The sequence below is a fragment of the Streptomyces sp. NPDC006368 genome, from assembly GCF_040612535.1.
GTDB lineage: Bacteria > Actinomycetota > Actinomycetes > Streptomycetales > Streptomycetaceae > Streptomyces.
This window is the reverse complement of sequence record NZ_JBEXQK010000002.1, coordinates 94,056-118,923: the sequence shown is the minus strand read 5'-3', so window position 1 is coordinate 118,923 and position 24,868 is coordinate 94,056. Positions and strand designations below refer to the sequence as shown.

The window sequence follows — 24,868 nt, the reverse complement described above, 5'->3', positions numbered from 1 at the left end:
TCACAGGGCCATGGTGGCGAGCGTCAGCACGTACGTCCCATAGGCGAAGGAGAGCCCGGCCAGGGCGGCGATCACCACGATGGCCGCCCCGGGCCGGGCTCTGCGCAGCGCGCACGCCACCGGCAGCAGCAGCGGGAACGCCGGGAGCAGGAAGCGCGGCTTCGACTCGAAGAACCCCGACCCGCCCACGGCGATCACCACCAGCACCGCGGTGTAGACGACCAGCGCCAGCGGCGGCCGGTCCAGCAGGAACAGCGCGAACAGCACCACCCCCACCGCCGTCAGCGCCAGCGACATGGTGAAGCCGAGGTCCATGGGGCGCGTGACGACGGTGCGCACGAAGCGGACGGTGCCCGCCCCGAAGTCGAACCGGGACGTCCACCCGGCCTGCACCGCGAAGTACCCGCCCAGCAGGTCACCCCTGCGCGCCCCCACCCACAGCAGATAGCCCACCCACCCGGCCGGCGCCACCGCCGCGCCCGCCCACAGCCGCCGGTCGCCGCGGGCTCCGCGCCCGCGCCTGAGGAGCTCGTACGCGGCCGTCACGACCACCGCGGCCGCCACCGCGACCCCGTTGGGCCGCGACGCCCCGGCGAGTGCCGCCAGCGTGCCCGCCCACAGCCAGCGCCCGGTCAGCACCGCGTACAGCGACCAGGCCGCGAAGGCCGTCAGGACCGGCTCCGTGTACGCCATGGACAGCACGATCGAGTGCGGCAGCAGCCCCCACAGCGCCACCAGCGCCGTGGCCACGCCCCGCCCGTGGAGCCGCTCGCCGAGCAGGAAGACGCCCCAGGCGGCGGCCCCCGCCGCCGTCCAGGAGATCAGCAGTCCCGCGGTGCCGCCCGTCACGGGCAGGACGGTCGTCACCGCCCGCACGAGCCCCGGATAGAGCGGGAAGAACGCGAGGTCGGACTGGACCGCGCCGTCCGGCCAGTGCAGCGTCCGGCCGTAACCGTGCGCGGCGATCCGCAGGTACCAGTCGGAGTCCCACGACATGGCCAGCAGCGCGCGCGGCGAGCGGCCGGTGTGCCAGGCCCACAGCGCCATCACCAGCATCCCGGTCAGCCGGGCGGCGGCGAACATCCCCAGCGCGGGCGCGGCGCGGTGCAGCGCGGCGAGCGGCCGGTGTGCCACCCCCACGGATCCGGGGCGGAAGGTATCGGCGGACGTCTCGGCGGACAGGGTGCACCTCCGTGCGCGCGGGATCGCTCACCCCGACCCTCGGGCGCGCACGGAACCCGCGCGAGCGCAGAGGGCCCGCCCGGGTGGTCGCTTCCCGGCCGGGCCCGCCGCGCGCGTGTCACCGTGACAGCGCGTCCCACGGCTGCTAGGTCGTGTCTTTCGGATACTGCCGGGCTGGCGTGCCCCGGCACCGCGCCTCGCGGCGTTGTCGCCGCCGATGTCCCCCGTGGCCCTTCGGGCACGAGGGTGCCCCCACCGCGGTGACTCCCTCCTCCGCCTCGCGATCCACGGCACCGCGCCCCGCTCCCTGATCCGGCCCGATCCGGAAGACAGGCCCTGGGCCAACCGGGCGGGGCCCTGAGCGGAACCCCTCACTCCAGCGGGTCGTGTCCCCAGTTCATGAGGGAGTGGCGCCACCGCGTGTCGGTGACGTCCCCGGCGGGGCGCTGCGCCAGGTGGCGGTGGACGTACCCCACGACCTTGCGCATGTGCGCGAGGTCGTCGTCGCCGAGATCCGCCTTGCCCGTGTGCAGGAGCTCGACGATGCGCCGGCCGGAGGCGTGCCCGACGCTCTCGCCGCCGGAGCTCTGTCCGGCGCTTCTGGACTCCTCGGTCGCCAGCCACTTCTCCAGCCGGCTCGCCGTCATGTTGACCGCATCGTGGAACGCGCGCACCGTCGCGTCGCGGTCGTCCTCACCCCGTCCCGCCCGGGTCATCGCGAGCGCTTGCCCTTCTTGCGGAGGGCGCCGGGCTTGTGCACGGCGGAGCGGCCCGATGTGTCGCTCTCCACCTCGTACTGCGGCTGTTCCTTCGAGGCGTCCACCGTCCGGCCGGCTGCCTCGGTCCGGCTGGTGATCTTCTTCTTCACCTTTCCGGTCACCTTCTGCCCGTGGCTCTTCCACGTGACCTCGTCGCCCTTGTCCAGGTCGTCCTTCTCCGGCATGACGTGCTCCTCCAGGAGGTCGGCGACGCGTGGTGCGCCGCCGCGTCCAGGCTCGTCCAGCCGGCCCGGTCACGCATCCGCTGATCGGCCGCCGACCCGTCGCACGGCGCGGCTCCGGCACGCCTCAGCCACCGGTGGCCGGCCCCTTCAGCCGGGCGGCGGCCTCCTCCAGGACCTCCACGCGCTTGCAGAACGCGAACCGCACGAACGGCGCCCCCTGCTCGCGGTGGTCGTAGAAGACCGCGTTGGGGATGGCGACCACGCCGCACCGCTCGGGCAGGGCGCGGCAGAAGGCGACCCCGTCCGACTCGCCCAGCGGGCGGATGTCGGTGGTGATGAAGTACGTCCCGGCCGGCGCGTACACCTCGAACCCGGCCTGTGTGAGCCCCCGGCTCAGCACCTCCCGCTTGGCGCGCAGATCGGCCCGCAGGCCGTCGAAGAACGCGTCCGGCAGCCGCAGGGCCTCGGCGATGGCGTACTGGAAGGGCCCGGCGCTCACATACGTCAGGTACTGCTTCGCCGACCGCACCGCGGTGACCAGTTCGGGCGTGGCGGTGACCCAGCCGACCTTCCAGCCGGTGTACGAGAACGTCTTGCCGGCCGAGCCGATGGTGACCGTCCGCTCGCGCATGCCGGGGAGCGTGGCGAGGGGGATGTGTTCGGCGTCGTCGAAGACGAGGTGCTCGTACACCTCGTCGGTGACGACGAGGAGGTCCCGCTCGACGGCGAGGGCGGCGATGGCGGTGAGTTCCTCGCGTGTGAGGACCGTGCCGGTCGGGTTGTGGGGGGTGTTGAGGAGGATGAGGCGTGTGCGGTCGGTGACGGCGTCGCGCAACTCGTCCAGGTCGAGCGTGAACCTGCGGTCGCGCGGTCGCAGGGTGACCGGGACACGGGTGCCGCCCGCCATCGCGATGGAGGCGGCGTACGAGTCGTAGTACGGCTCCAGCGCGATCACCTCGTCGCCCGGCTCGACCAGCGCCAGCAGGGCCGCCGCGATGCCCTCCGTGGCGCCGGCCGTCACCAGGACCTCGGTGTCGGGGTCGTACGCGAGGCCGTAGTACCGCCGCTGGTGCTCGGTGACGGCGGTGCGCAGCTCGGGCACGCCGGGGCCGGGCGGGTACTGGTTGCCGCGGCCGTCGCGCAGGGCGCGCACCGCCGCCTCCCGGATCTCCTCCGGACCGTCGGTGTCGGGGAAGCCCTGGCCCAGGTTGATGGAGCCCGTCCGGACGGCCAGCGCGGACATCTCCGCGAAGATCGTCGTGCCGAACGCGGCGAGGCGGCGGTTGAGCGGCGGTCGTGTCATGGCGGCCATCCTGGGTCGAACCTCTGGAGTTCCTCAAGTCTGCTTTGAGCGGGGAGCGGCCGTGGGTATCTCCCTGCCACACACGTCGGACCGAGCGGCGAAGGGAGGGGGAGGAGCATGGAGACCATGGTGTTCCCGCTGGTCAGCGGGAACGTGGTGGGGCCCGTCGGCCGTGCGGTGAGGGGGCCGGGCCCGCGGACCGCGACACCGGGCGGCCGGTGGCCGGGCGACGGCGCGTGCGCGCCGGAGTCCTCGGCGTCCCGCTCCGGCCCGTCGCCGTGTGCGAGCTCCGCGTGTTCGTCCTGCGCAGGCGGGTCCTCCCGCAGCTGAGCCCGGCGGAGACCGACGGGCCTTCCATTCGATGGGTACGACAACGGGGGATGGTGAACATCATGGAGATCGGACTGATCTTCGGTGCGGTGGTGGTGCTCGCGGCGATGCTGTCCGCGGTCAGCGGCGGACGCAGCCGCCGCAGGCGGCGCTCGGGTGGCGGCGGCTGGTGGGCCGGCGGCGGAGGTGATTCCTCCTGTGGCGGCGGGTCCTCGTGCGGCGGCGGGTCTTCCTCGTGCGGCGGCGGGGGTGGATGCGGTGGCGGAGGCAGCTGACACGGGGCAGCTGGTCCGCGACCACTGAGGGTGCCCGGTGCGGGGTGAACTCCCGCCGGGCACTCTCGTCTTGGGTTTTGTGGGGTCTCTCAGGTCCATTTCTGTTGAACAGTTGAACCGTCAGGCACCCGAGGGGATGGAAACCACGTCAACTTGGGTAAAAGCGCTGAGAGTTAACCGCCGTTCATGGTTCTCTCGCTGTCGAAACCATCCAGTCCTCGGGGCCTCGCGTACGGCCCCGAGCCGGAGGTCCCCGTCCCCCCACGCCTTCCGGGACACTCCCGGTCCACCCGTCAAACCGTGTTTGCGGAGCCGACCCATGCTCACGACCCTCAAGACTTCCTACACCGACACGCGCGCCGCCGACCTGGCCTGGGCGCTGGGGCGGGAGGCGTTGCCCGCGCTCGCCGTGCTCGACCTCGAACTGTCCGGAGCCACGCTCCAGCTGAGACTCCTCGGCGCCTCCCACCAGGTGCTGCTCGAGGAGGAGCGAGGCAGATGCTCGGAGACCGTCGCCTGCATGCCGGGCAGCAGCACGCCGCTGCCGCTCGGTGTGGCCAAGCGGATCGGGGCGTGGGAGTACGAGTTCGCCGCCCGCGTCGAGACCTACTCGGAAGGGTCGTTCGCCGGGCGTGCCCAGGAGTTGCTGGCGCTCGTCGCCGACCACCCGAACGGTCTCGCCGGTACCTTCCCCGGCTCGCCGCACGCCTTCACCGCGATGCTGGCGCAGCGCCACGAGGGGCAGGTGCGGTGGCGCACCTGGCACGCGTACCCGCAGGAAGGGCAGCTCGTGGTGACCCGGACCAGCGTGAGCGTCCCTCTGTCCACCGCCGCCTAGTTACACCTGTGTGGGTGACCGTGCGCTGTCGGGGCGTGACGTAACGTTCTTGCGTGATTGAAGCCCCGTCCGCCTCTCGCGTCGCGCAGCCGCCCGCCGGGGCCGCGGCACCGCTGCCGGTGCGGCAGCGCGCCGGGCGGTTCCTGGTGCTGGTCGCGGTGTTCGTGTGCGCCGCGTGCGGTCTGGTCTACGAGCTGCAACTCGTCGCGCTGGCCTCGTATCTGATCGGGGACTCGGTCACCCAGGCGTCGATCGTCCTGTCCGTGATGGTCTTCGCGATGGGCATGGGGTCGCTGCTCGCCAAGCGGCTGCGGTGCCGGGCGGCCGTCGGCTTCGGGCTGGTGGAGGCCGCACTGGCGCTGATCGGCGGCTGCTCGGCCCTCGTGCTGTACGCCGCGTTCGCCTGGGCGGGCGAGTCGCGGCCGGCGCTGGTGGTGTTCTCGCTCGCCATCGGTGTCCTCATCGGCTCCGAGATACCGCTGCTGATGACGCTGATCCAGCGCGTCTCGCGACGCGACACCGAGCAGGACGCCGGCGGCACGGTCGCGGACCTGTTCGCCGCCGACTACGTGGGCGCGCTCGTCGGCGGGCTGGCGTTTCCGTTCCTGCTGCTGCCGTGGCTGGGGCAGCTGACAAGCGCGATGCTCACCGGCGCGGTCAACGTGGTCGCGGGCGCGGTCCTGGTGCTGGGCCTGTTCGGCGGGGACCTGACGGCCCGTGAGCGGTGGACGCTGATCGTCGCCAATGTGCTGGTCCTCGGGGTGCTGGCGGCCACGGCCGTGCTGGTCGACGACTTCGAGCGGGTGGCCCGGCGGGCGGTGTACGGCGATGGGGTGCGGGTCACGGTCCGGACGGACGTGCAGGAAGTGGTGGTGACCGGGGAGGTGGACGAGCCGCCCGCGCTGTTCCTGGACGGGCGGTTGCAGGTCAGCGGGCGCGACGAGCGGCGGTACCACGAGGCGCTGGTCCACCCGGCGATGCGCGGGCCGCACGCGCGCGTGGCGATCCTGGGCGGCGGTGACGGGCTGGCGCTGCGAGAGGTCCTGCGGTACGACGGCGTCGCGTCGGTGACGGTGGTCGAGCTGGACGAGGGCGTGGTGCGGCTGGCCCGCTCGGACCCGGCGCTCACCCGGCTCAACGGCCACGCGTACGACGATCCGAGGGTGCGCGTGGTGTACGCCGACGCCTTCCGCTGGCTGCGGGAGGAGGCGCGGCCGGGCGCGTACGACGTTCTGCTCTCCGACCTGCCCGACCCCGGCATCACGGCCGGCACCAAGCTGTACTCGGAGGAGTTCTACGGCCTGGCCGCGCGGGCGCTCGGGGCCGGCGGGCGGCTCGCCGTCCACGCGGGACCGATGGCGTCCCGGCCCCGCACGTACTGGACGGTGGACGCCACCCTGCGGGCGGCGGGCTTCGCGACCCGCCCGTACTGCGCGAATGGCCGGCTGTCCGGCCACCCGGACGGACCCGCCGGCTCCGGCGGCGGTGCGGCGCCACGGGACTGGGGCTTCCTGCTGGCCGCGCGTGCCGCGCCGCCGCCGCGGGCCGGTGAGCGGTGCGCCGCGCACGGCGCGGGCCGCGAGGAGCTGCCGCCCTCGACGCTGGTGCACCCGCGGTACGGCGAGTGACGGGACGGCCGGGCGTCGGTAGGCTCGGTTCCCATGGAGCATGAGGTGTTCGTTCCGGTTGCCGTGCACAACCTCCGCGAGGTGCTGGCCGACCCCGCCCGCATCGCCCGCTGCGTCCCAGGGCTCCAACAGGACGCCGACGCGTCGGCCGGCCCCCTGTCGGGCCGTCTCAAGGTGCGCGCCGGCGGGCACACGATCACCTACCGCGGCGCCCTGAGCGTCGCCGGGCAGGGCGAGGACACGTACACCGTCGAGGGCGAGGGCACGGAGGTCCGCGGCTCGGGCTCGGTCAAGCTGGCGCTGACGGTGCGTCTCACGGAGGGCGAGGGCGGTACGACCCTGTCGTTCGCGGGCACCTCGCAGGCGGACGGCCGCCTCGCGGAACTCCCGGCCGACGCGACGGCCTCCACGGCGCACCGTCTGCTGGACCGTTTCGCCGAAGCGCTCACGACGACGGCCACCGCCGGGACGTCGCCCCGGCCCGGACCGGCCGCGGACGACGAGGAGGCCGGGGCGGAGGACGCCGACCTCGATGACGACCTCGACGAGGTCATCGCTGACGCCATCGATGACGACGGGGTCGACCAGGGCGCCGACGAGCCGCGGTCGGTGTACGACACTCCCGTACCGCCCTCGTCGCTCAACCCGCTGGAGGACGAGGAGTTCGTCCTCGGGGAGCCCGCCGCCGAGGCGGCGCACGCGCGCCGCACCATGATCGGGCGCAGCGCCGAAGAGGTGGACCACGCCCCGCCGCGCGGGCGTTACGCGCCCACGCCCGGCCCGGAGTCCGCGTCGGCGACCGCGACCCTGCGATGGCTCGCCCCCGCCACCGCGCTCGCGCTGGTCTGCGCCGTGGTGGTGGGGCGCGCCCTGCGCCGCCGCAAGTAGTGTCGGGTGACGTGACGAGTAGCAGCGCAGAGAACGGCGTCCGGCTCGCGGCCGGAGACGTCGAGGTGTCCATCCGCCCGGACAACGGATGCCGTATCGAGAGCCTCCGCATCGGCGGTACGGAAGTGCTCCGCCAAGGTGAGCGGTACGGCAGTTTCCCCATGGTGCCGTGGTGCGGCCGGATCGCCGGCGGCCGTTTCCTCAACGGCGCGACCCGGCGTCAAATGCCGGTCGACGCACCCCCGCACGCCATCCACGGCACCGTCCGCGACGCCGCCTGGCGCACCGCCCGCGCCGACAAGGCGGAGGCGGCGTTCACATACGACCTCGTCGAGCCCTGGCCCTACCCCGGGCGGGTCACCCAGACCTTCGAGCTCACCGAGGACACCCTGACCCTCCTGCTCGGGGTGGAGACGTACGGCGACTCGTTCCCCGCCCAGGCCGGCTGGCACCCCTGGTTCCGCCGCAACCTCGGCGGCGAGGACGTCCGCGTCGACTTCACGGCCGCCTGGCAGGAGGAGCGCGGGGAGGACCACCTGCCCACCGGCCGCCGGATCGACCCGCTGCCCGGCCCGTGGGACGACTGCTTCTCCATGCCCGACGGCGTCGATGTCACCCTCACCTGGCCCGGGCAGCTGGAGCTCCGGGTCACCAGCCCCTCCCCGTGGGTGGTCGTGTACGACGAGCAGGACGCCGCCGTCTGCGTAGAGCCCCAGTCGGGCCCGCCGAACGGCCTGAACACCCACCCCCGGCTGGTCACCCCCATCGATCCCCTGGAGATCACCTCCACCTGGACGTGGCGGCGGCTGTGACGGGCGACGCTTAAGCTCATGGGCATGACTGACGTACGAGCCGAGCTGCTGCAGCAGATCAAGGACAAGGCCGTGGTGCACGGCAAGGTGACCCTTTCGTCGGGTCTGGAGGCCGACTACTACGTCGACCTGCGCCGCATCACCCTGGATGGCGCCGCTGCGCCGCTCGTCGGTCAGGTCATGCTCGATCTGACCGCCGACCTCGACTTCGACGCGGTGGGCGGTCTCACCCTGGGCGCCGACCCGGTCGCGACGTCGATGCTGCACGCGGCCGCCGCGCGCGGCCGGCAGCTGGACGCCTTCGTCGTCCGCAAGGCGGCCAAGGCGCACGGCCTGCAGCGCCGGGTCGAGGGCCCGGACATCACGGGCCGCCGCGTCCTGGTCGTCGAGGACACCTCCACGACCGGCGGCTCGCCGCTCACCGCCGTCGAGGCCGTCCGCGAGGCCGGCGCCGAGGTCGTCGCCGTCGCCACGATCGTCGACCGGGCGACCGGTGCGGCGGAGAAGATCAGCGGAACGGCCGGGGTGCCGTACCTCTACGCGTACGCGCTGGACGAGCTGGGTCTCGCCTGACCCGCGGTTGACCTGTGGTTCTTTCGAGGGGCGGTCGGTTTCACGTGAAACCGACCGCCCCTCGACGCAGGCGGGGTGGAGCCCGCGCGCCGGTCTGGGATGATGAGTGCGACGATGACGTCGCCCCCAGGTCAGGGATGCAACGAACGTAACCGCACATCACAAGGAGCGGACACATGCCCATCGCAACCCCCGAGATCTACAACGAGATGCTCGACCGGGCGAAGGCAGGCAAGTTCGCCTACCCGGCCATCAACGTCACCTCGTCGCAGACTCTGCACGCCGCCCTGCGCGGTTTCGCGGAGGCCGAGAGCGACGGCATCATCCAGATCTCGACCGGTGGTGCGGAGTTCCTGGGCGGCCAGTACAGCAAGGACATGGTGACGGGCGCCGTCGCCCTGGCCGAGTTCGCGCACATCGTCGCCGCGAAGTACGACATCACCGTCGCGCTGCACACCGACCACTGCCCGAAGGACAAGCTGGACGGCTACGTACGTCCGCTGCTCGACATCTCCGCCGAGCGTGTCGCCAAGGGTGAGAACCCGCTGTTCCAGTCGCACATGTGGGACGGCTCGGCCGAGACCCTCGCCGACAACCTGGCCATCGGCCAGGAGCTGCTCGCGAAGGCCGCCGCCGCGAAGATCATCCTTGAGGTCGAGATCACCCCGACCGGTGGCGAGGAGGACGGCGTCAGCCACGAGATCAACGACGAGCTGTACACGACCGTCGACGACGCCATCCGCACCGCCGAGGCGCTCGGCCTGGGCGAGAAGGGCCGCTACCTGCTGGCCGCCTCCTTCGGCAACGTCCACGGCGTCTACAAGCCGGGCAACGTCGTGCTCCGCCCCGAGCTGCTCAAGGACCTCCAGGAGGGTGTCGCCGAGCGGTTCGGCAAGTCCGCCTCCCCGGGCCCGTTCGACTTCGTCTTCCACGGTGGCTCCGGCTCCACGCAGGAGGAGATCGCCACCGCGCTGGAGAACGGCGTCGTGAAGATGAACCTCGACACCGACACCCAGTACGCCTTCACCCGTCCGGTCGCGGACCACATGTTCAAGAACTACGACGGTGTGCTGAAGGTCGACGGCGAGGTCGGTTCCAAGAAGACCTACGACCCGCGCACCTGGGGCAAGCTGGCCGAGGCGTCCATGGCCAAGCGCGTGACCGAGGCGTGCGCGGCGCTGCGCTCGACCGGCACGAAGCTGAAGTAAGCGCCGCGATCACCCGCACCGGCCCGGCACCGCACAGGCCCGGCACCGCGCAGGCGGTGCCGGGCCTGTGTCACCGGATGTGACACTGGGGGCATGACCATCCACCAGAACCTGCTGGGGGGACCGCCCCCCACCCACCTGCCCGACGATCCCGAGCCGCGTGAGCTGCTCGCGTCCGGTGCCGCGCCCGCCGATGTCGCCGCGAAGTACCCGTCGTCCTCGCTGGCCTGGGCGCGGCTCGCCGACGACGCGTTCGAGGGCGGCCGGGTGGTCGAGTCGTACGCGTACGCGAGAACCGGCTACCACCGCGGCCTGGACGCGCTGCGGCGCAGCGGGTGGAAGGGCCACGGGCCGGTGCCGTGGGAGCACGAGCCGAACCGGGGGTTCCTGCGGGCGCTGCACGCCCTCGCGCGCGCCGCTCAGGCGATCGGTGAGCAGGAGGAGTACGAGCGCTGCTCGACGTTCCTGCGCGACTCGTCCCCGCTGGCGGCCGACACCCTCGGCTGACACCCTCGGCCGACCCGCAGCACGCTCAGCATTCCCAGCACGAGCACCGGGCGCCCACCCGCGCGTCGACACCGCGAGTCGAGACCGCGCCGGGCCGGGCGCCCGCGCATGTGTGACGGGAGGAAGGGACGGCCGGTCCATCACCGGGCCGGTCGTGTCATGATGCGACTGGGACCGCGCCGAGAGTACGTGGTCCCGAGGGGACCGGGGCTCCCGCCGAGTGTCGGGGGCAGACCGCTACCCGGTAGCACGCATTGATGGAGACAGCGATGTCTACTTCCCCCGATGCCTTCGCGCCCGGATCGGACACCCCGAATCTGGACTTCGCGGGCACCACACCGTACGAGGACTACGTCCAGGCGGATGTCCTCACCCACCTCCAGCACCCCCTCTCGGATGATCCGGGAGAGATGGTCTTCCTGGTCACCACCCAGGTCATGGAGTTGTGGTTCACCGTCATCGTCCATGAGTGGGAGACCGCGAGCCGCGCTCTGCGCGAGGACCGCCTGCCGGTGGCGATGGACGCGCTGAAGCGGTCCGTACGCGAGCTGGAGGCGCTGAACGCGTCCTGGAAGCCGCTCGGGCAGCTGACCCCGGCGCAGTTCAACTCGTACCGCAGCGCCCTCGGAGAGGGGTCCGGGTTCCAGTCGGCGATGTACCGGCGGCTGGAGTTCCTGCTCGGCGACAAGTCCGCGTCGATGCTGGTGCCGCACAGGGGCGCGCCGCGCGTCCACGCCGAGCTGGAGAAGGCGCTGCACGAGCCGAGCCTGTACGACGAGGTGCTGCGGCTCCTCGCGCGGCGCGGGCTGCCGGTGCCGGCGGAGGTCCTGGAGCGGGATCTGTCGCGGAAGTACGAGCCGTCCCCGGCCGTCGAGGAGGTCTGGGCGCGCGTCTACGCCGACCCCGACCAGAACGGTGAACTGGTCCGGCTGGGCGAGGCGCTGACGGACGTCGGTGAGCTGGTGTGGCGCTGGCGCAACGACCACCTGGTGGCGACGCGGCGCGCGATGGGTTCCAAGACCGGCACGGGCGGTTCCGCCGGGGTGGCCTGGCTGGAGAAGCGGGCCCGGAAGAACGTGTTCCCCGAGCTGTGGACGGCGCGCAGCCATGTCTGAGCTCAGGGAGAGGGCCGCGCTCCTGGACGAGAAGGACCAGCTCGCCGGGCGGCGCGAGCTGTTCGCGCTCGACGACGGTGTGGTGTACCTGGACGGCAACTCGCTCGGCGCGCTGCCCCGCCACGTGCCCGGCCGCATGGCCGATGTCCTCACCCGCGAGTGGGGTGAGCTGCGCATACGCTCCTGGGACGAGAGCGGCTGGTGGACGGCGCCGGAGCGGATCGGCGACCGCATCGCGCCACTCGTCGGCGCCGCGCCCGGCCAGGTCGTGGTCGGCGACTCGACGAGCGTCAACGTCTTCAAGGCGCTGGTGGCGGCGGTCCGGCTGGCGGACCCCGAGCGGGACGAGATCGTGGTCGACGCGACGACGTTTCCCACGGACGGCTACATGGCCGAGTCGGCCGCCCGCATGACGGGCAAGCGGCTGGTCCCCGTCGCCCCCGGGGACGTACCCGCCGCCGTGGGTCCGCGCACGGCGGCCGCGCTGGTCAACCACGTCGACTACCGCACGGGCCGGCTCCACGACCTGCCCGGCACCACGGCGGCGGTCCGGGCGTCCGGTGCCCTCGCGGTGTGGGACCTGTGCCACAGCGCGGGCGCCCTGCCCGTGGGCCTGGACGCGCACGGCGTGGACCTGGCCGTCGGCTGCACGTACAAGTACCTCAACGGCGGGCCGGGCGCTCCCGCCTATCTGTACGTCGCCGAGCGCCACCAGCCGCGCTTCGACTCCCCGCTGCCCGGCTGGACCTCGCACGCCGACCCCTTCGCGATGACGCCCGGCTACGCGGCGGCGCAGGGCGCGACGCGCGGGCGCGTCGGCACGCCCGACATCCTGTCCATGCTGGCCCTGGAGGCGGCGCTGGACGTGTGGGACGGGGTGTCCATCGAGACGGTACGGGCCAAGAGCCTGGCGCTCACGGACTTCTTCCTGGAGTGCGTGCGGGCGTACGTCCCCGCGGGGCGCGTCACCTCGGTCACGCCCGAGGCGCACGACGAGCGCGGCAGCCAGGTCGCGCTCCGCTGCGCCGACGCCCCGGCCGTGATGGAGGAGCTCATCGCCCGGGGCGTCGTGGGCGATCTGCGCCGCCCCGACGTGCTGCGCTTCGGCTTCACACCGCTGTACGTGGGCTTCGCGGACACCGAGCGCGCGGCGCACATTCTTGCGGAGGTGCTGGGCTGACGCCGACCTGATCTGCGGGGCCCCGGTCCTGGTACCGTCCCCGCAGGTCAGGCCAATTCGGCCCCGTCACCGAAAGGTTGAGCACCATGCCCGACCCCGCCGCGCGCGACGCCGCCGAGGAAGCGTCGGTCCTGTCGCATCCGGCCGTCGACCCGGATTCCACCGCCGCGTACGGGGATCACCCGGACCAGGTCGTCGACTTCTACGCCCCTCGTGGCGGTGGGCCCGGCGGGAGGGGCGACCGGGCGCCGCTCGTCGTGGTGCTGCACGGCGGGGCGTGGCGGGCGCCGTACGACCGCCGTCACATCACCCCTTTCGCGGACTTCCTCGCCCGGCGCGGTTTCGCCGTCGCCAACGTCGAGTACCGGCGGGGTGGGGGCATCCCGTCGCCCCGTGGTGAGGGGCCGGTCGCCGGGCGGTGGCCGGAGACGTTCGACGACGTCGCCGCCGCGCTGGACGCGCTGCCCCGCCTCGTATCCGGCCACCTGCCGCAGGCCGATCGGCGCCGCACCGTCGTCACCGGGCACTCCGCCGGTGGCCATCTGGCGCTGTGGGCCGCGGCCCGGCACGTCCTGCCGGCGGGCCCGGCCGGATCGCGGTGGCGGACGGCCGCCCCGCCGGACCTGCGCGGGGTCGTCGCGCTGGCGCCGATCGCCCACTTCGAACGGGCGGTGGAGCTGGACGTGTGCGGCGGCGCGGTACGGCAACTGCTCGGCGCGTGCGAGGACTTCGAGGTGCGGGCCGGGGTGGCCGACCCGGCCGCGCTGCTGCCGACCGGCATCGCCACGGCGGTGGTGCAGGGCCGCGAGGACACCGTCGTGCCGCAGGCCGTCGCCGAGGCGTATGTGGACGCGGCGGCGAAGGCGGGCGAGATGGTCGGCCTGACCCTGCTCGACGGCGTCGGGCACTTCCCGCTGATCGACCCGGCGGCGGACGCGTGCGCGGTGGTCGCGGAGGAGATCGCGCAACTGGCGTGGTGAGCGCCGGGGCCCGGGGCGGAAGCCGGCCGCGGGCGGGCGCGTTCCGTGCCTGATCAGCGGCGTAGTACTCCAGGGGGACGCGGAAGGATCCGCATCCAAGGTGACGACCCCGTCCCCGCCCTTGCCTACCGTTGCTGACGTGACCGACACCAAGACCCGCAGCCCCGAGTACCGCATGGCCCAGGGCATGCTCATGGGCCTGCGCCGTGAACTCCTCAACGACGCACTCGCCTACCGGCTGCTCCCGCCCATGAGGACCGACGGCCCCGTGACCAGGCGGTTGCCGGGGCGGATACGCCAGTATCTGGGCTGGTTCCCGCACGCCCTGGTGGCCGGGGCCGCCCTGATCGTCCTGGCGGTGGGCTACGAGGAGGGCCTGCCGGCCACCGGGCTGGTCCCCGCGGGAGCGGTGCTGCTCACCCTCGTCCGCCCCGTCGCCGCCTTCTGGCTGTCGTTGCTCTCCGCCCCGTTCGTGAGCGTGGTCTCCGGCTTCTGGGACGGCTGGCCGTGGGCCCCGACCAGCTTCGGCGCCCACCTCGTCGTCCTGACCGTCGTCGCGGCCAGGACCCGCCCGCGCACCGCGGCGTGGATGTGGGCGCTGACGGGGGTCTACGGGTTCTTCTGCGAGGCCGTCCTCAGCCGCGGAACCAGCGCCCACACCGCGTCGCTGCTGATCATCTCCGCGCTCGCCCTGCTCGTCGTCACCGTCCTGCACACGCGCCGCGAGGCCAAGGAGGAGGTCACCGCACAGCAGACCGTCACCGCGCGGGAGCGCTCCAAGCGCACGCTCCTGGAGGAGCGCACCACCATCGCCCGTGAGCTGCACGACGTGGTCGCCCACCACATGTCGGTCGTCGCCATCCAGGCGGAGGCCGCGCCGTACCGCGTGGAGAACCCGCCGCCCGAGCTGGAGCAGGCGTTCGTCACGATCCGCGAGAACGCGGTCGCCGCGCTGACCGAGCTGCGCCGCATCCTCGGAGTCGTACGCGCCGAGGACTACGAGGCGCCCGACGCGCCGCAGCCGACGCTCGCCGACCTCGACGGGCTGATCACCAACGTCCGCGACGCGGGCCTCACCGTGGACGCCACGGTCACCGGCGCGACGCGCGAGCTGCCGCAGGGCGTGGAGCTGTCCGCGTACCGGATCGTCCAGGAGGCGCTCAGCAATGTGCTGCGGCACGCGCCGGGCGCCTCCGCGAAGGTGGAGGTGGCGTACGTGCTCGGCGGCCTCGGCCTGCGGGTGGTGAACGGGCCGGCGCGCGGCCTGGTCAAGCCCGCCCGTCACCCGGCCACCGCCCCTGAAGGAGGGCTTCGCCCGCCCTCTCCGATGGGCGCCGGGCACGGGATCACGGGCATGCGGGAGCGGGTGGCGATGCTGGACGGTGAGATGACGGCGGAGGCGACGGAGGACGGCGGCTACGAGGTCGCGGTGTTCCTGCCCGTGCCCGTGGTGAGGGCGGAGTCATGACCATCCGGGTACTGATCGTCGACGACCAGATGATGGTCCGCGAGGGGTTCTCCGTCCTGCTGAACGCCATGCCCGACATCGAGGTCGTGGGCGAGGCCGTCAACGGCCGGGAGGCGGTCGCGCGGGTGGCGGAGCTGCGCCCGGACATCGTCCTCATGGACATCCGGATGCCGGAGATGAACGGCATCGACGCGACCCGCGAGATCGTCGCGGTCGACGGCGACGCGAAGGTGCTCGTGCTGACGACCTTCGACCTGGACGAGTACGTCTACCAGGCGCTGCGCGTCGGCGCGTCGGGCTTCCTGCTGAAGGACGCCTCGGCGCGGCAGCTCGCGGAGGGGGTACGGGTGGTGGCGGCCGGGGAGGCGCTGCTGGCGCCCACGGTCACCAAGCGCCTGATCACCGAGTTCGCCAGGACCGCCGACAGGGCGCGCCCGCCGGCGCTGGCGCAGGTGGGCGACCTGACGGAACGCGAGACGGAGGTGCTCGTACTCATCGCCCAGGGCATGTCGAACGGCGAGATCGCGTCCCACCTGGTCGTCGCCGAGTCGACGATCAAGACGCATGTCAGCCGCATCCTGGTGAAGCTGGGCCTGCGGGACCGTACGCAGGCGGCGGTCTTCGCGTACGAGGCGAGACTGGTGACGCCGGGGTAGGGCCTCGGCTAGCGTCCCGGCATGGAGTTCGATCCCTGGTCGCCCGCCTTCGTCGCCGACCCCTACCCCGCGTACGCCGGGCTGCGCGCCCGGGGCCGGGCGCACTGGTTCGAACCGAGCCGGCAGTGGCTGGTGCCGCACCACGCCGACGTGTCCGCGCTGCTGCGCGACCGGCGGCTGGGTCGGACGTACCGGCACCGGTTCACGCACGAGGAGTTCGGCCGCACCCCGCCGCCGGCCGAGCACGAACCGTTCCACGTGCTCAACGACCACGGGATGCTCGACCTGGAGGCGCCCGACCACACCCGGATCCGGCGCCTGGTGTCGAAGGCGTTCACGCCGCGCACGGTCGAGGCGCTGGCGCCGGTGGTGGCGCGGCTGGCCGAGGAACTGGTCGACGGGCTGGTCGCGGCGGGCGGCGGCGACCTGCTGGCCGACGTCGCCGAGCCGCTGCCGGTGGCCGTCATCGCGGAGATGCTCGGCATCCCGCCCGCCGACCGGGGGCTGCTGCGGCCGTGGTCGGCGGCGATCTGCGGGATGTTCGAGCTGAACCCGGACGAGGAGACCGCGCGGCGGGCGGTGGCGGCGTCGGTCGAGTTCTCGGCGTACCTGCGGGAGCTGATCGCGGTACGGCGCACGGCGCCCGGCGAGGACCTGATCAGCGCCCTGATCGCGGCGTACGAGGAGGGCGACCGGCTCACCGAGCAGGAGATGATCTCCACGTGCGTGCTCCTGCTGAACGCGGGCCACGAGGCGACGGTCAACACCACCGCGAACGGGTGGTGGACCCTCTTCCGCCACCCCGGGCAGCTGGCCGCGCTGCGGGCGGGGGAGGTGGAGTTGTCCACAGCTGTGGAGGAACTGCTGCGGTACGACACCCCGCTCCAGATGTTCGAGCGCTGGGTCCTGGACGACATCGAGATCGGTGACGTGACCGTCCCGCGCGGCTCCGAGGTCGCGCTGCTCTTCGGCTCGGCCAACCGCGACCCGGCGCGCTTCGCCCGCCCCGACGAGCTGGACCTGTCCCGCGCGGACAACCCGCACGTCTCCTTCGGCGCGGGCATCCACTACTGCCTGGGCGCCCCGCTGGCCCGCCTGGAGCTGGCCGCCTCCTTCGGCGCGCTGCTGCGGCGCGCCCCGCGTATGCGCCTGCTGACCGAGCCGGCCTGGCGGCCGGGGTATGTGATCCGCGGTGTACGGGAGCTGCGCGTGGAGCTGTGACGCGCGGCCGAGCGGCCCTCTCAGGTCAGCGCGTCCCGCCGCCGCAGTCCGGCCAGGCCCCCCGCCACGGGTGTCCGCGCCCCGGCCTCGGGCGCGCCATGGCGGCAGGCGGCGCCCCGTCCGGCCGTGTCCGCCCCCTGCGGCGGCCTCGTCTACGGCAGGCCCCGCTGGGCCGGGACCGTCAGGGCCCAGGCCTCCGCGCGGACCGTCCAGGTGCGGTGCCGCACCGGGCCCGTCACGCGGGCGTCCGCCCGATAGCGGTACGACGGACCCGACACCGTCACCGTCGTCGCCTCCACCCGTACCGGCTCCGCCGCCCGGGCCCGGACGACCACCTGCGCGAGCCCGCCGCGCGAGCTCACCGTCACGCCCTCCACCGGGTCGTCCACATCGCTCAGCACCCGCCCGTCCGCCTCGACGCGCAACCGGTGGGTCCGTATCGCCAGGAGGGAGCCCGGCACGGCCCCCGGCGGTGCGCCGGGCACCGGAGCCACCGGGCGGACCAGGGTGCGCACCAGCGACCGGCAGGTGTCCCACATCGTGGGCACCGGGGGCGCCACCGCGCCGGCGTCCGGGATGCGCAGCGCGCCCAGCACCACACCGTCACTGTCGTCCACCAACAGGTCGAGCCGCCGTGTCACCCCGTCCAGCACCGCCCGCGCCGCCGCGACCGCGCCGAGCGGCACCCCGAGCGACCCGGCCAGCTCCACGGACCGCCCCGGCCCCACCGGAACGAGCGACAGGACCCCGTCGGCCAGCTCCCGCCCCCGGTGCAAATGAGCCACCGCCCGCAGCAGCGCCCGGTCGTCGCCGATCACGACCGGGCGGCGCGAGCCCCGCCGCGCCAGCGCCCGGGCGAACTCCTCCGGCCCGTCCGGAAGGCAGATTTTCGCTTCCGAGCCCGCACACAGAACATCTTTCGCAATTCGCACGGACTCGCCGTCACTTCGGCGGGCGACCGGGTCGATGACCACCAGGAGCTGGTCGTGAGCCGACACCTCGGTCCTTCCTCGGGTAGTCTCTTTGTGCAAGAGCCCCTTGCGCTATTGCGCCAGGGGCTTCGTCTATTCCGGGGCACACCGGTGAGGCGGCGTCGGCCCCCTGACCTTGGACATGCCCCGCCCGGAAGGGGTGTACGCCTGTGCCCGCACTTGTGCTGCTCGGTGCTCAGTGGGGTGACGAGGGCAAGGGAAAGGCCACCGACCTGCTCGGTGGATCGGTTGATTATGTGGTGCGCTACCAGGGCGGCAACAACGCCGGCCACACGGTCGTCGTCGGCGACCAGAAGTACGCGCTGCATCTCCTCCCGTCCGGAATCCTCTCCCCGGGTTGCACCCCCGTCATCGGAAACGGCGTCGTCGTCGACCCGGCGGTCCTGCTCTCCGAGCTGAGCGGGCTGAACGAGCGCGGTGTCGACACCTCGAAGCTCCTCATCAGCGGTAACGCGCACCTGATCACCCCGTACAACGTCACCCTCGACAAGGTGACGGAACGGTTCCTCGGGAAGCGCAAGATCGGCACCACCGGCCGCGGCATCGGCCCGACGTACGCCGACAAGATCAACCGCGTCGGCATCCGCGTCCAGGACCTGTACGACGAGTCGATCCTCACCCAGAAGGTCGAGGCGGCGCTGGAGAACAAGAACCAGCTGCTCGCGAAGGTCTTCAACCGGCGCGCGATCGAGGCCGACAAGATCGTCGAGGAGATGCTCGGCTACGCGGAGCAGATCAGGCCGTACGTCGCCGACACCACGCTCATCCTGAACAACGCGATCGACGAGGGCAAGGTCGTCCTGTTCGAGGGCGGTCAGGGCACGCTGCTGGACGTCGACCACGGCACGTACCCCTTCGTGACCTCCTCCAACCCGACCGCCGGCGGTGCCTGCACCGGCGCGGGCGTGGGCCCCACGAAGATCAGCCGCGTCATCGGCATCCTCAAGGCGTACACCACGCGTGTCGGCGCCGGCCCGTTCCCGACGGAGCTGTTCGACGAGGACGGCGAGGCGCTGCGCCGCATCGGCGGCGAGCGCGGTGTGACCACCGGCCGCGACCGCCGCTGCGGCTGGTTCGACGCGGTCATCGCCCGCTACGCCACCCGCGTGAACGGCCTGACCGACTTCTTCCTCACCAAGCTGGACGTCCTGACGGGCTGGGAGCAGATCCCGGTCTGCGTCGCGTACGAGATCGACGGCAAGCGCGTCGAGGAGCTGCCGTACTCGCAGACCGACTTCCACCACGCGAAGCCGGTCTACGAGTACCTGCCCGGCTGGTCCGAGGACATCAGCAAGGCGAAGACCTTCTCCGACCTGCCGAAGAACGCGCAGGCGTACGTGAAGGCGCTGGAGGAGATGTCCGGCGCGCCGATCTCCGCGATCGGTGTCGGCCCCGGCCGCACCGAGACGATCGAGATCAACTCCTTCCTGTAGGAGCCGGTGGGACGCCCCGACGGGGGGTCCGGTCGGTTCTCCCCGGAGAACCGACCGGGCTCCCCGTCCGCGTCCCTCCCTGTCACGACCGGAGCGCCGGGGTCCGGGAGGCCCGGAGGGCCGGCTGGTGGCCCGCGCGGCCCACTGCGGCCGTTTTCCGCGCGGTTCACCGTGGAGGACGGCGGCCCGCCGGTCCTCTCGTCGGTCCGCGGGGAGCGCCGCCCGAACCGTACGGGCGTGCACCGGCCGGCCGTGTCCTGAACACGCCGGTGGCGCCCGGGAGTTGGCCCACCACCCCACCGTAACAAGTCTGGTCTAGACCTTGACAGGTTCAGACCATTCGCGCTTCCGTATGGCCCATCCCCCACGGAAGGGCCAGCCCTATGCTGCGACGCCTGTTGACCCTGTTCGCCACTCTCGCCATGGCCGTCGGCCTGGCCGTCGTCCTCCCCGCGTCCACCGCGTCGGCCGCCGAGTGCGCGGCACCCTGGAGTTCCGCCACCGTCTACACGGGTGGCAAGACCGCTTCGTACAGCGGCCGCAACTGGCTGGCGAAGTGGTGGACCCAGAACGAACGCCCCGGCTCCGCCGACGTCTGGTCCGACCAGGGCGCGTGCGGGGGCGGGGGCGGAACGCCCGACCCGTCCCCGTCCGGCTTCGTCGTGAGCGAGGCCCAGTTCAACCAGATGTTCCCGAACCGGAACCCCTTCTACACGTACAGCGGTCTGACCGCCGCGCTCAGCGCGTACCCCGCCTTCGCGAACACCGGCAGCGACACGGTGAAGAGGCAGGAGGCAGCCGCCTTCCTCGCCAACGTCAGCCACGAGACCGGCGGTCTGGTGCACATCGTCGAGCAGAACACCGCCAACTACCCCCATTACTGCGACCCTGGCCGGCCCTACGGCTGCCCGGCCGGCACCGCCGCCTACTACGGGCGCGGCCCGATCCAGCTCAGCTGGAACTTCAACTACAAGGCGGCGGGCGACGCCCTCGGCATCGACCTCCTCAACAACCCCTACCGTGTCGAGCGCGAGCCGGCCGTCGCCTGGAAGACCGGCCTCTGGTACTGGAACACCCAGAACGGCCCCGGCACGATGACCGCCCACAACGCGATGGTGACGGGCGCCGGCTTCGGTCAGACGATCCGCTCCATCAACGGTGCCCTGGAGTGCGACGGCAAGAACCCGGCGCAGGTCCAGAGCCGGATCAGCAAGTACCAGAGCTTCACCCAGATCCTCGGCGTGCCGACGGGCGGGAACCTGAGCTGCTGAAGCGGTCGCGGAAGCGGCGCGTGACGGAGTGCGGAGGGGGTGGCCACCGGCGGGTGGCCACCCCCGTCCGCATCGGGTGGCCCCGCGGACACGCCCACCGGCGGTGGGGCTCCGCGGCCGGTCGTCCCCTTACGGACGGCGCTCCAGCAGCTCCTTCAAACGCTGCTCGTTCCTCGCCATCTCCTTCCGCGCCTGAGGGCGCACCACGAGCGGCACGAGCGCCTTGCCGACACCGTGCGCCTCGAAGTCGAGGTCCAGCGTCACGCGCGACCGATCCCCGTCACCGACCGGCTCGACCATGCCCCTCACATGGCCCCTGACGGGGCCGTCGACGCCGTCCAAGCGGAAGCTCCGCGGTGGGTCGAGCTCGCTCATTTCCATGGTCATCGGAAACTGCCGGCGCCCGACCCGCCGGGTCACCACGACGCGCGCCCCCACGCCCGCCGGGCGGTCCCCGACCGGGCGTACCGCCACGGCGCTCTCCTGCCATTCGGCGAGGTGGACCGGGTCGGCCAGATAGGCGAAGACGTCTTCGGGGCGACGGGAGATCTCAATGCTTTCCTTGATCGAGGACATATCAGCCCCTTTCAGGTTTTTACGCATATCACTTTACTCGGCAGGGCGGGGGCGCGATCCGGCCCCGGTCGCCCGCAGCCGGTCAACCGCGCGGTAGGCCAACGGGGTTAGTGACAGTGACCAAAAGATCGTCGACCCGTTTGGGTCGGCGTGATGCGGATGACGCTGGGGGCCCTGGGGGCCGGACTGATCGCTCTTGCCGGGAGCCTGCACGCCCCGGCCGTGGCGCGGGCCGACGATCCGACGGTGACCGTGTTCACCGACGTACTGGAACCGGGCGGGTACCGGGAGGTGCCGGGGACGAGCAGGCGGATCGTGGCGGCGCCGGGGGAGCGGGTCGTGCTGCACGTGGACCGGTTCGCGATGCGGACGGTCGAGCCGCTGACCGGGCAGCAGGCCCTCGGGACGACGACCGGGCTGTTCTGCCCCTCCGAGCAGCGGCCCAACGGCTCGCACTACGGCAACAACATCGTCCCGGTCCTCAACGAGACCGTGGAGCCGGCCGTCCGGTGGGTGTTCCGGGCGCCGCACACCTCGGGCGTACAGGTCTACACGTGCAAACTGGCCGTCGACTTCTACTCCAACAACGCGCCCGTCGGGACCGATGTGCGGGTCACCTCGACGACCGGGGCCATCCGGCTGCACGCCGAGAACGCATACGAAGGGGTCGACCACTGGGTGCTGCCCGACACGCTCGATCCGGTGCAGCACGCGTGGGGCGTCGTGCCCGCCGGCGAGACGGCCGTCACCCTCGACCACACGTACGCGCCGGTGTCCCCGGCCGACCCCGCCATCGCCGTACGGCAGGACGCGCAGCTGACCACCTGCACCCGGCAGCGGCCGTACCGGGCCTGCCCCGTCGGCGAGCACCAGTTCAGCGAGGTGTCGACCTGGGTGGAGGCACAGCCCCTGGACCCCGCGGGGGCCGTGTGCGGGGCGCCACGGACCGGGCCGGTGAGCAGCGCCCGCATCTCGTCGGCCGAGCACCACCGGACCATGCCGAACGCCCTGGAGCTGCCCAAGGCCGAGCTGCCCGCCGACTGCCGGCGGGTGCGGCTCTCGCTGCGGGTGCAGGTGAAGAGCGGGGACCCCGTGCTCGTGCACGGCGGCTACTCGACCTCGGGGGAGGCCGCGACCGCGTACAGCCACGGGTACGCCTACGAGTACCGGCCGGCCGTCGTTCCCCTCGCGGACCGCCTGCCCTGGGCTACGCCCGTGAGCCGATGACCACCGTGGCGTACAGGTCCTCGCGCGTCACCACGTGCGGGGTGAGCCCCTCGGAGGCGACGATCCGCGTGGCGAGGGACGCCTGGCGCTCGCTGGTCTCGAACAGCAGGCTGCCGCCCGGGGCCAGCCAGGACGCCGCCTCGGCGGTCACGCGCCGCAGGACGTCCAGCCCGTCCGCGCCCCCGTCGAGGGCGACCCGCGCCTCGTGCACCCGGGCCTCGGCCGGCAGCAGTTCGACCTCCTCGGTGGGTACGTAGGGGACGTTGGCGAGCAGGAGGTCGACCCGGCCCCGCAGCGCGTCCGGCAACGGCTCGTACAGGTCGCCCTCATAGACCCGGCCGCCCACCGCGCCCACGTTCCGGCGGGCGCACCGCACAGCCGCGGGGTCGATGTCCGTCGCGTACAGCGCGGCACCGTCCACCGCCGCGACCAGGGCGGCGCCCAGCGCGCCGGAGCCGCAGCACAGGTCGACGACCACCACGCCCGGCCGGGCGAGCGCCTCCGCCCGCTCGACGAGGAACTCGGTGCGGCGGCGCGGCACGAAGACGCCGTCGTCGACGGCGTACCGCACGCCCCGGAACTCGGCCCAGCCGAGGACGTGTTCGAGCGGGTGCCCGGCGACGCGCCGCCCGACCATCGTGTCGAGCTCGTCCGCCGTCCGGGCGGCGGAGCACAGCAACTCCGCCTCGTCCTCGGCGAACACGCACCCCGCGGCGCGGAGCCTGGTGACGACGGCCTGAAAGAGGCGAGGCGGGAGGTGGGGCGGGCGGGGACGGGAAGGGAGCACAGCCATGGGGGAGAGCCTTTCGGGAGCTGTGGGCGCTCCCGCGGAGACGTGTGTCCCTACGCGCCATGGGAGGAAAGCGCCCGGCCTGAAATTGCGTTGATGGGGGCTCACCTCCTCGGTCGGTCCTGTGGCGAAGCCCTCACCCTACCCCGGGCGCCGATGCGTGACCGGGCCCGGCCCGCTCCCTCCCCGCGCCGCCCCTCACCGCACTGCCGGGGGCCCTCACGGCGTGCCCGCGCCGCCCTCGTGCCCGCTCCCGTCCTCCACCGTGCCGTCGCCCGTGCGGGCGGCGTCCCCGCCGCGGGCGTCCCCGCTGCGGTCGTCCGCCCGGCCGTCGTCCATGATCGTGTTCAGCGCCCGTGAGAGCCGTTCCAGCGCCGACGCCGTCTCGGCGAACGCCTCCGCGCCCAGCTCCGCGGCGAGGCGGGCGGCCAGCCGTGCGTGACCGGGCTCTATCCGGGCGATCGACGCCCGGCCGACCTCCGTGGGCGTGAGGAGCTTCGCGCGCCGGTGGGCCGGGTTGGGGACGTACTCCGCGAGCTCCTCGGCGACCAGCAGATCGGCGCTCCGCTGGACGCTCTGGCGCGTGATGCCCATGGCGCGGGCGATCCCGGAGACGGGCAACGGCTCGTGCAGCACGGCCCCGAGGACCTGCCACCACGCGGCGGTGAGCCCGGCAGGGCGGGCCAGTTTCTCCGATACGGCGAGGAACTGGCCGTTCAGCCGGAACACACCGAGCGCGGTGCGGCTGAGCAGGTCCTGTTCGGTGCGCCGGCTCACGCGTTCAGCTCCTCGAAGGCCGCGGGGTCCGAGTCGTGGAACAGCCGGTACCAGGCGTCCAGCTTGCTGCCCTCGAACACGGCCAGCCTGCCGAACACCTCACGGGCGAAGGCGACGGGCTCGGTGGGCCCGGCCGTGATCAGGTCACCGTCGGTGACGGCGTCCGTCTCGACGTAGTGCTCGCCGCCCTTGTAGCCGGTGGCCGCGAGGTAGAAGGAGACGGCGCTGGTGTGGGCGCGCCCGTCGAGCAGGCCCTCGCGGGCCAGCCCGGCGGTCGCGCCGCATATCGCGGCGACGGGCACCCCCGCGTCCAGGAACGCGCGCGCCTTGGCGGCGAACGGCGCGAGGTCCTCGCCCGTGTCCCACAGGTCGGCGCCGGTCAGGATGAGCAGTGCGCTGTCCTGCGGCCGCAGGTCGGCCAGGGCGAGGTCGGGTGTGACGCGAAGCCCGCCGATCGTGGTGACCGGTTCGGTGGTCGGCCCGACCGTACGGATCCGGTATCCGCCGCGCGCCAGCCAGGCGGTGGCGTGCCCGGTCTCCCAGTCGGCGAACGTGTCGTAGACGGCGAGGTGAACGGTCGTGCGGGGGGTGGTGCCGGTCATGGTGGCCTCCTGTGCCCGTCCCTGGGCCTCGAACGCTCCCCGTTGGCACGGCCGTTCGAGGTATGACAGAAGCCTGTCACTTGGACAGGAGGC

General features: G+C 72.8%; 25 protein-coding genes. 16 read left to right on the top strand and 9 right to left on the bottom strand.

The window, feature by feature from the left end; all coding sequences use genetic code 11:
• From ABZZ38_RS02370 to ABZZ38_RS02355, 4 genes are all read right to left on the bottom strand, one after another.
• Positions 1-1,083, bottom strand: a complete 1,083-nt coding sequence (locus ABZZ38_RS02370) for a hypothetical protein (RefSeq protein ID WP_356735267.1) — start codon at positions 1,081-1,083, stop codon at positions 1-3.
• 470 nt (positions 1,084-1,553) lie between these two features.
• A complete protein-coding gene (locus ABZZ38_RS02365; protein ID WP_356734838.1) occupies positions 1,554-1,898 on the bottom strand; it encodes a DUF3140 domain-containing protein in 345 nt (114 codons plus the stop codon).
• Positions 1,895-2,125, bottom strand: a complete 231-nt coding sequence (locus tag ABZZ38_RS02360) for a DUF2945 domain-containing protein (protein WP_356734836.1) — start codon at positions 2,123-2,125, stop codon at positions 1,895-1,897. Before ABZZ38_RS02360 ends, ABZZ38_RS02365 begins: the two co-directional genes overlap by 4 nt.
• A 124-nt stretch (positions 2,126-2,249) precedes the next feature.
• Positions 2,250-3,437 carry a pyridoxal phosphate-dependent aminotransferase gene (locus ABZZ38_RS02355; RefSeq protein WP_356734834.1) on the bottom strand — a complete coding sequence of 396 codons (1,188 nt, stop codon included), beginning with the start codon at positions 3,435-3,437 and terminating at the stop codon, positions 2,250-2,252.
• Positions 3,438-4,352: 915 nt separating this feature from the next.
• On the opposite strand from ABZZ38_RS02355, the gene ABZZ38_RS02350 reads away from it, so the two are divergent.
• From ABZZ38_RS02350 to ABZZ38_RS02290, 13 genes are all read left to right on the top strand, one after another.
• Positions 4,353-4,871: a DUF2617 family protein gene (locus ABZZ38_RS02350; RefSeq protein ID WP_356734832.1), complete on the top strand. Its 519-nt coding sequence runs from the start codon at positions 4,353-4,355 to the stop codon at positions 4,869-4,871.
• A 56-nt stretch (positions 4,872-4,927) separates the two neighbouring features.
• Positions 4,928-6,499 carry a polyamine aminopropyltransferase gene (locus ABZZ38_RS02345; protein ID WP_356735266.1) on the top strand — a complete coding sequence of 524 codons (1,572 nt, stop codon included), beginning with the start codon at positions 4,928-4,930 and terminating at the stop codon, positions 6,497-6,499.
• A 33-nt stretch (positions 6,500-6,532) separates the two neighbouring features.
• Complete coding sequence (locus ABZZ38_RS02340) at positions 6,533-7,387, top strand: SRPBCC domain-containing protein (protein WP_356734830.1); 855 nt, start codon at positions 6,533-6,535, stop codon at positions 7,385-7,387.
• Between the two features lie 11 nt (positions 7,388-7,398).
• A complete protein-coding gene (locus ABZZ38_RS02335; protein ID WP_356734828.1) occupies positions 7,399-8,199 on the top strand; it encodes an aldose 1-epimerase in 801 nt (266 codons plus the stop codon).
• 24 nt (positions 8,200-8,223) lie between these two features.
• On the top strand, positions 8,224-8,772 hold the full coding sequence (pyrE, locus tag ABZZ38_RS02330; RefSeq protein WP_356734826.1) for an orotate phosphoribosyltransferase: 549 nt from the start codon (positions 8,224-8,226) through the stop codon (positions 8,770-8,772).
• A gap of 176 nt (positions 8,773-8,948) precedes the next feature.
• Positions 8,949-9,980 (top strand): class II fructose-bisphosphate aldolase, encoded by a 1,032-nt coding sequence (gene fbaA / locus ABZZ38_RS02325; protein WP_356734824.1) that lies wholly within the window; start codon positions 8,949-8,951, stop codon positions 9,978-9,980.
• A 93-nt stretch (positions 9,981-10,073) separates the two neighbouring features.
• Positions 10,074-10,487: a DUF3151 domain-containing protein gene (locus tag ABZZ38_RS02320; protein ID WP_356734822.1), complete on the top strand. Its 414-nt coding sequence runs from the start codon at positions 10,074-10,076 to the stop codon at positions 10,485-10,487.
• A gap of 269 nt (positions 10,488-10,756) precedes the next feature.
• Positions 10,757-11,602, top strand: coding sequence for a tryptophan 2,3-dioxygenase (kynA, locus tag ABZZ38_RS02315; protein ID WP_356734820.1), 846 nt, complete (start codon positions 10,757-10,759; stop codon positions 11,600-11,602).
• The gene (gene kynU / locus ABZZ38_RS02310; protein WP_356734818.1) at positions 11,595-12,782 is read left to right on the top strand and encodes a kynureninase; all 1,188 of its coding nucleotides are present in this window, start codon (positions 11,595-11,597) and stop codon (positions 12,780-12,782) included. The genes kynA and kynU overlap by 8 nt, the downstream gene beginning before the upstream one ends.
• A gap of 86 nt (positions 12,783-12,868) precedes the next feature.
• A complete protein-coding gene (locus ABZZ38_RS02305; RefSeq protein WP_356734816.1) occupies positions 12,869-13,762 on the top strand; it encodes an alpha/beta hydrolase in 894 nt (297 codons plus the stop codon).
• Positions 13,763-13,937: 175 nt separating this feature from the next.
• A complete protein-coding gene (locus ABZZ38_RS02300) occupies positions 13,938-15,230 on the top strand; it encodes a histidine kinase (RefSeq protein WP_356735264.1) in 1,293 nt (430 codons plus the stop codon).
• Positions 15,227-15,886 (top strand): response regulator transcription factor, encoded by a 660-nt coding sequence (locus ABZZ38_RS02295; protein ID WP_356734814.1) that lies wholly within the window; start codon positions 15,227-15,229, stop codon positions 15,884-15,886. Before ABZZ38_RS02300 ends, ABZZ38_RS02295 begins: the two co-directional genes overlap by 4 nt.
• Before the next feature lie 21 nt (positions 15,887-15,907).
• On the top strand, positions 15,908-17,107 hold the full coding sequence (locus ABZZ38_RS02290) for a cytochrome P450 (protein WP_356734812.1): 1,200 nt from the start codon (positions 15,908-15,910) through the stop codon (positions 17,105-17,107).
• A 152-nt stretch (positions 17,108-17,259) separates the two neighbouring features.
• Here the strand turns inward: ABZZ38_RS02290 and ABZZ38_RS02285 are convergent, their stop codons facing one another.
• Entirely contained in the window at positions 17,260-18,105 is an 846-nt protein-coding gene (locus ABZZ38_RS02285) for a diacylglycerol kinase (RefSeq protein ID WP_356734810.1), read from the bottom strand.
• A gap of 143 nt (positions 18,106-18,248) precedes the next feature.
• Between ABZZ38_RS02285 and ABZZ38_RS02280 the strand changes: the two genes are divergently transcribed.
• Positions 18,249-19,532, top strand: a complete 1,284-nt coding sequence (locus ABZZ38_RS02280) for an adenylosuccinate synthase (protein ID WP_356734808.1) — start codon at positions 18,249-18,251, stop codon at positions 19,530-19,532.
• Between the two features lie 383 nt (positions 19,533-19,915).
• The gene (locus ABZZ38_RS02275) at positions 19,916-20,803 is read left to right on the top strand and encodes a glycoside hydrolase family 19 protein (protein ID WP_356734806.1); all 888 of its coding nucleotides are present in this window, start codon (positions 19,916-19,918) and stop codon (positions 20,801-20,803) included.
• 129 nt (positions 20,804-20,932) lie between these two features.
• On the opposite strand, the gene ABZZ38_RS02270 is transcribed toward ABZZ38_RS02275, so the two are convergent.
• Positions 20,933-21,406: an SRPBCC family protein gene (locus tag ABZZ38_RS02270; RefSeq protein ID WP_356734804.1), complete on the bottom strand. Its 474-nt coding sequence runs from the start codon at positions 21,404-21,406 to the stop codon at positions 20,933-20,935.
• Positions 21,407-21,532: 126 nt separating this feature from the next.
• On the opposite strand from ABZZ38_RS02270, the gene ABZZ38_RS02265 reads away from it, so the two are divergent.
• Positions 21,533-22,606: a hypothetical protein gene (locus ABZZ38_RS02265; protein WP_356734802.1), complete on the top strand. Its 1,074-nt coding sequence runs from the start codon at positions 21,533-21,535 to the stop codon at positions 22,604-22,606.
• Here the strand turns inward: ABZZ38_RS02265 and ABZZ38_RS02260 are convergent.
• The 3 genes from ABZZ38_RS02260 to ABZZ38_RS02250 all read right to left on the bottom strand — a co-directional run bounded on the left by ABZZ38_RS02260 (position 22,587) and on the right by ABZZ38_RS02250 (position 24,775).
• On the bottom strand, positions 22,587-23,399 hold the full coding sequence (locus tag ABZZ38_RS02260) for a putative protein N(5)-glutamine methyltransferase (protein WP_356734800.1): 813 nt from the start codon (positions 23,397-23,399) through the stop codon (positions 22,587-22,589). The two genes, ABZZ38_RS02265 and ABZZ38_RS02260, sit on opposite strands and share 20 nt — an antisense overlap.
• 216 nt (positions 23,400-23,615) lie before the next feature.
• A complete protein-coding gene (locus tag ABZZ38_RS02255) occupies positions 23,616-24,173 on the bottom strand; it encodes a MarR family transcriptional regulator (protein ID WP_356734798.1) in 558 nt (185 codons plus the stop codon).
• Positions 24,170-24,775, bottom strand: coding sequence for a type 1 glutamine amidotransferase family protein (locus ABZZ38_RS02250; protein ID WP_356734796.1), 606 nt, complete (start codon positions 24,773-24,775; stop codon positions 24,170-24,172). Before ABZZ38_RS02250 ends, ABZZ38_RS02255 begins: the two co-directional genes overlap by 4 nt.
• Between the last annotated feature and the right edge of the window lie 93 nt (positions 24,776-24,868).

Coding starts and splice junctions, on each gene's coding strand:
- ABZZ38_RS02350 (WP_356734832.1), top strand. CDS start 4,353: ATGCTCACGACCCTCAAGACTTCCTACACCGACACGCGCGCCGCCGAC.
- ABZZ38_RS02290 (WP_356734812.1), top strand. CDS start 15,908: ATGGAGTTCGATCCCTGGTCGCCCGCCTTCGTCGCCGACCCCTACCCC.
- ABZZ38_RS02360 (WP_356734836.1), bottom strand. CDS start 2,125: ATGCCGGAGAAGGACGACCTGGACAAGGGCGACGAGGTCACGTGGAAG.
- pyrE (WP_356734826.1), top strand. CDS start 8,224: ATGACTGACGTACGAGCCGAGCTGCTGCAGCAGATCAAGGACAAGGCC.
- ABZZ38_RS02295 (WP_356734814.1), top strand. CDS start 15,227: ATGACCATCCGGGTACTGATCGTCGACGACCAGATGATGGTCCGCGAG.
- ABZZ38_RS02305 (WP_356734816.1), top strand. CDS start 12,869: ATGCCCGACCCCGCCGCGCGCGACGCCGCCGAGGAAGCGTCGGTCCTG.
- ABZZ38_RS02250 (WP_356734796.1), bottom strand. CDS start 24,775: ATGACCGGCACCACCCCCCGCACGACCGTTCACCTCGCCGTCTACGAC.
- ABZZ38_RS02300 (WP_356735264.1), top strand. CDS start 13,938: ATGGCCCAGGGCATGCTCATGGGCCTGCGCCGTGAACTCCTCAACGAC.
- ABZZ38_RS02265 (WP_356734802.1), top strand. CDS start 21,533: ATGCGGATGACGCTGGGGGCCCTGGGGGCCGGACTGATCGCTCTTGCC.
- ABZZ38_RS02370 (WP_356735267.1), bottom strand. CDS start 1,083: ATGTTCGCCGCCGCCCGGCTGACCGGGATGCTGGTGATGGCGCTGTGG.
- kynU (WP_356734818.1), top strand. CDS start 11,595: ATGTCTGAGCTCAGGGAGAGGGCCGCGCTCCTGGACGAGAAGGACCAG.
- ABZZ38_RS02365 (WP_356734838.1), bottom strand. CDS start 1,898: ATGACCCGGGCGGGACGGGGTGAGGACGACCGCGACGCGACGGTGCGC.
- ABZZ38_RS02355 (WP_356734834.1), bottom strand. CDS start 3,437: ATGGCCGCCATGACACGACCGCCGCTCAACCGCCGCCTCGCCGCGTTC.
- ABZZ38_RS02320 (WP_356734822.1), top strand. CDS start 10,074: ATGACCATCCACCAGAACCTGCTGGGGGGACCGCCCCCCACCCACCTG.
- ABZZ38_RS02275 (WP_356734806.1), top strand. CDS start 19,916: ATGCTGCGACGCCTGTTGACCCTGTTCGCCACTCTCGCCATGGCCGTC.
- kynA (WP_356734820.1), top strand. CDS start 10,757: ATGTCTACTTCCCCCGATGCCTTCGCGCCCGGATCGGACACCCCGAAT.
- fbaA (WP_356734824.1), top strand. CDS start 8,949: ATGCCCATCGCAACCCCCGAGATCTACAACGAGATGCTCGACCGGGCG.
- ABZZ38_RS02340 (WP_356734830.1), top strand. CDS start 6,533: ATGGAGCATGAGGTGTTCGTTCCGGTTGCCGTGCACAACCTCCGCGAG.
- ABZZ38_RS02260 (WP_356734800.1), bottom strand. CDS start 23,399: ATGGCTGTGCTCCCTTCCCGTCCCCGCCCGCCCCACCTCCCGCCTCGC.
- ABZZ38_RS02270 (WP_356734804.1), bottom strand. CDS start 21,406: ATGCGTAAAAACCTGAAAGGGGCTGATATGTCCTCGATCAAGGAAAGC.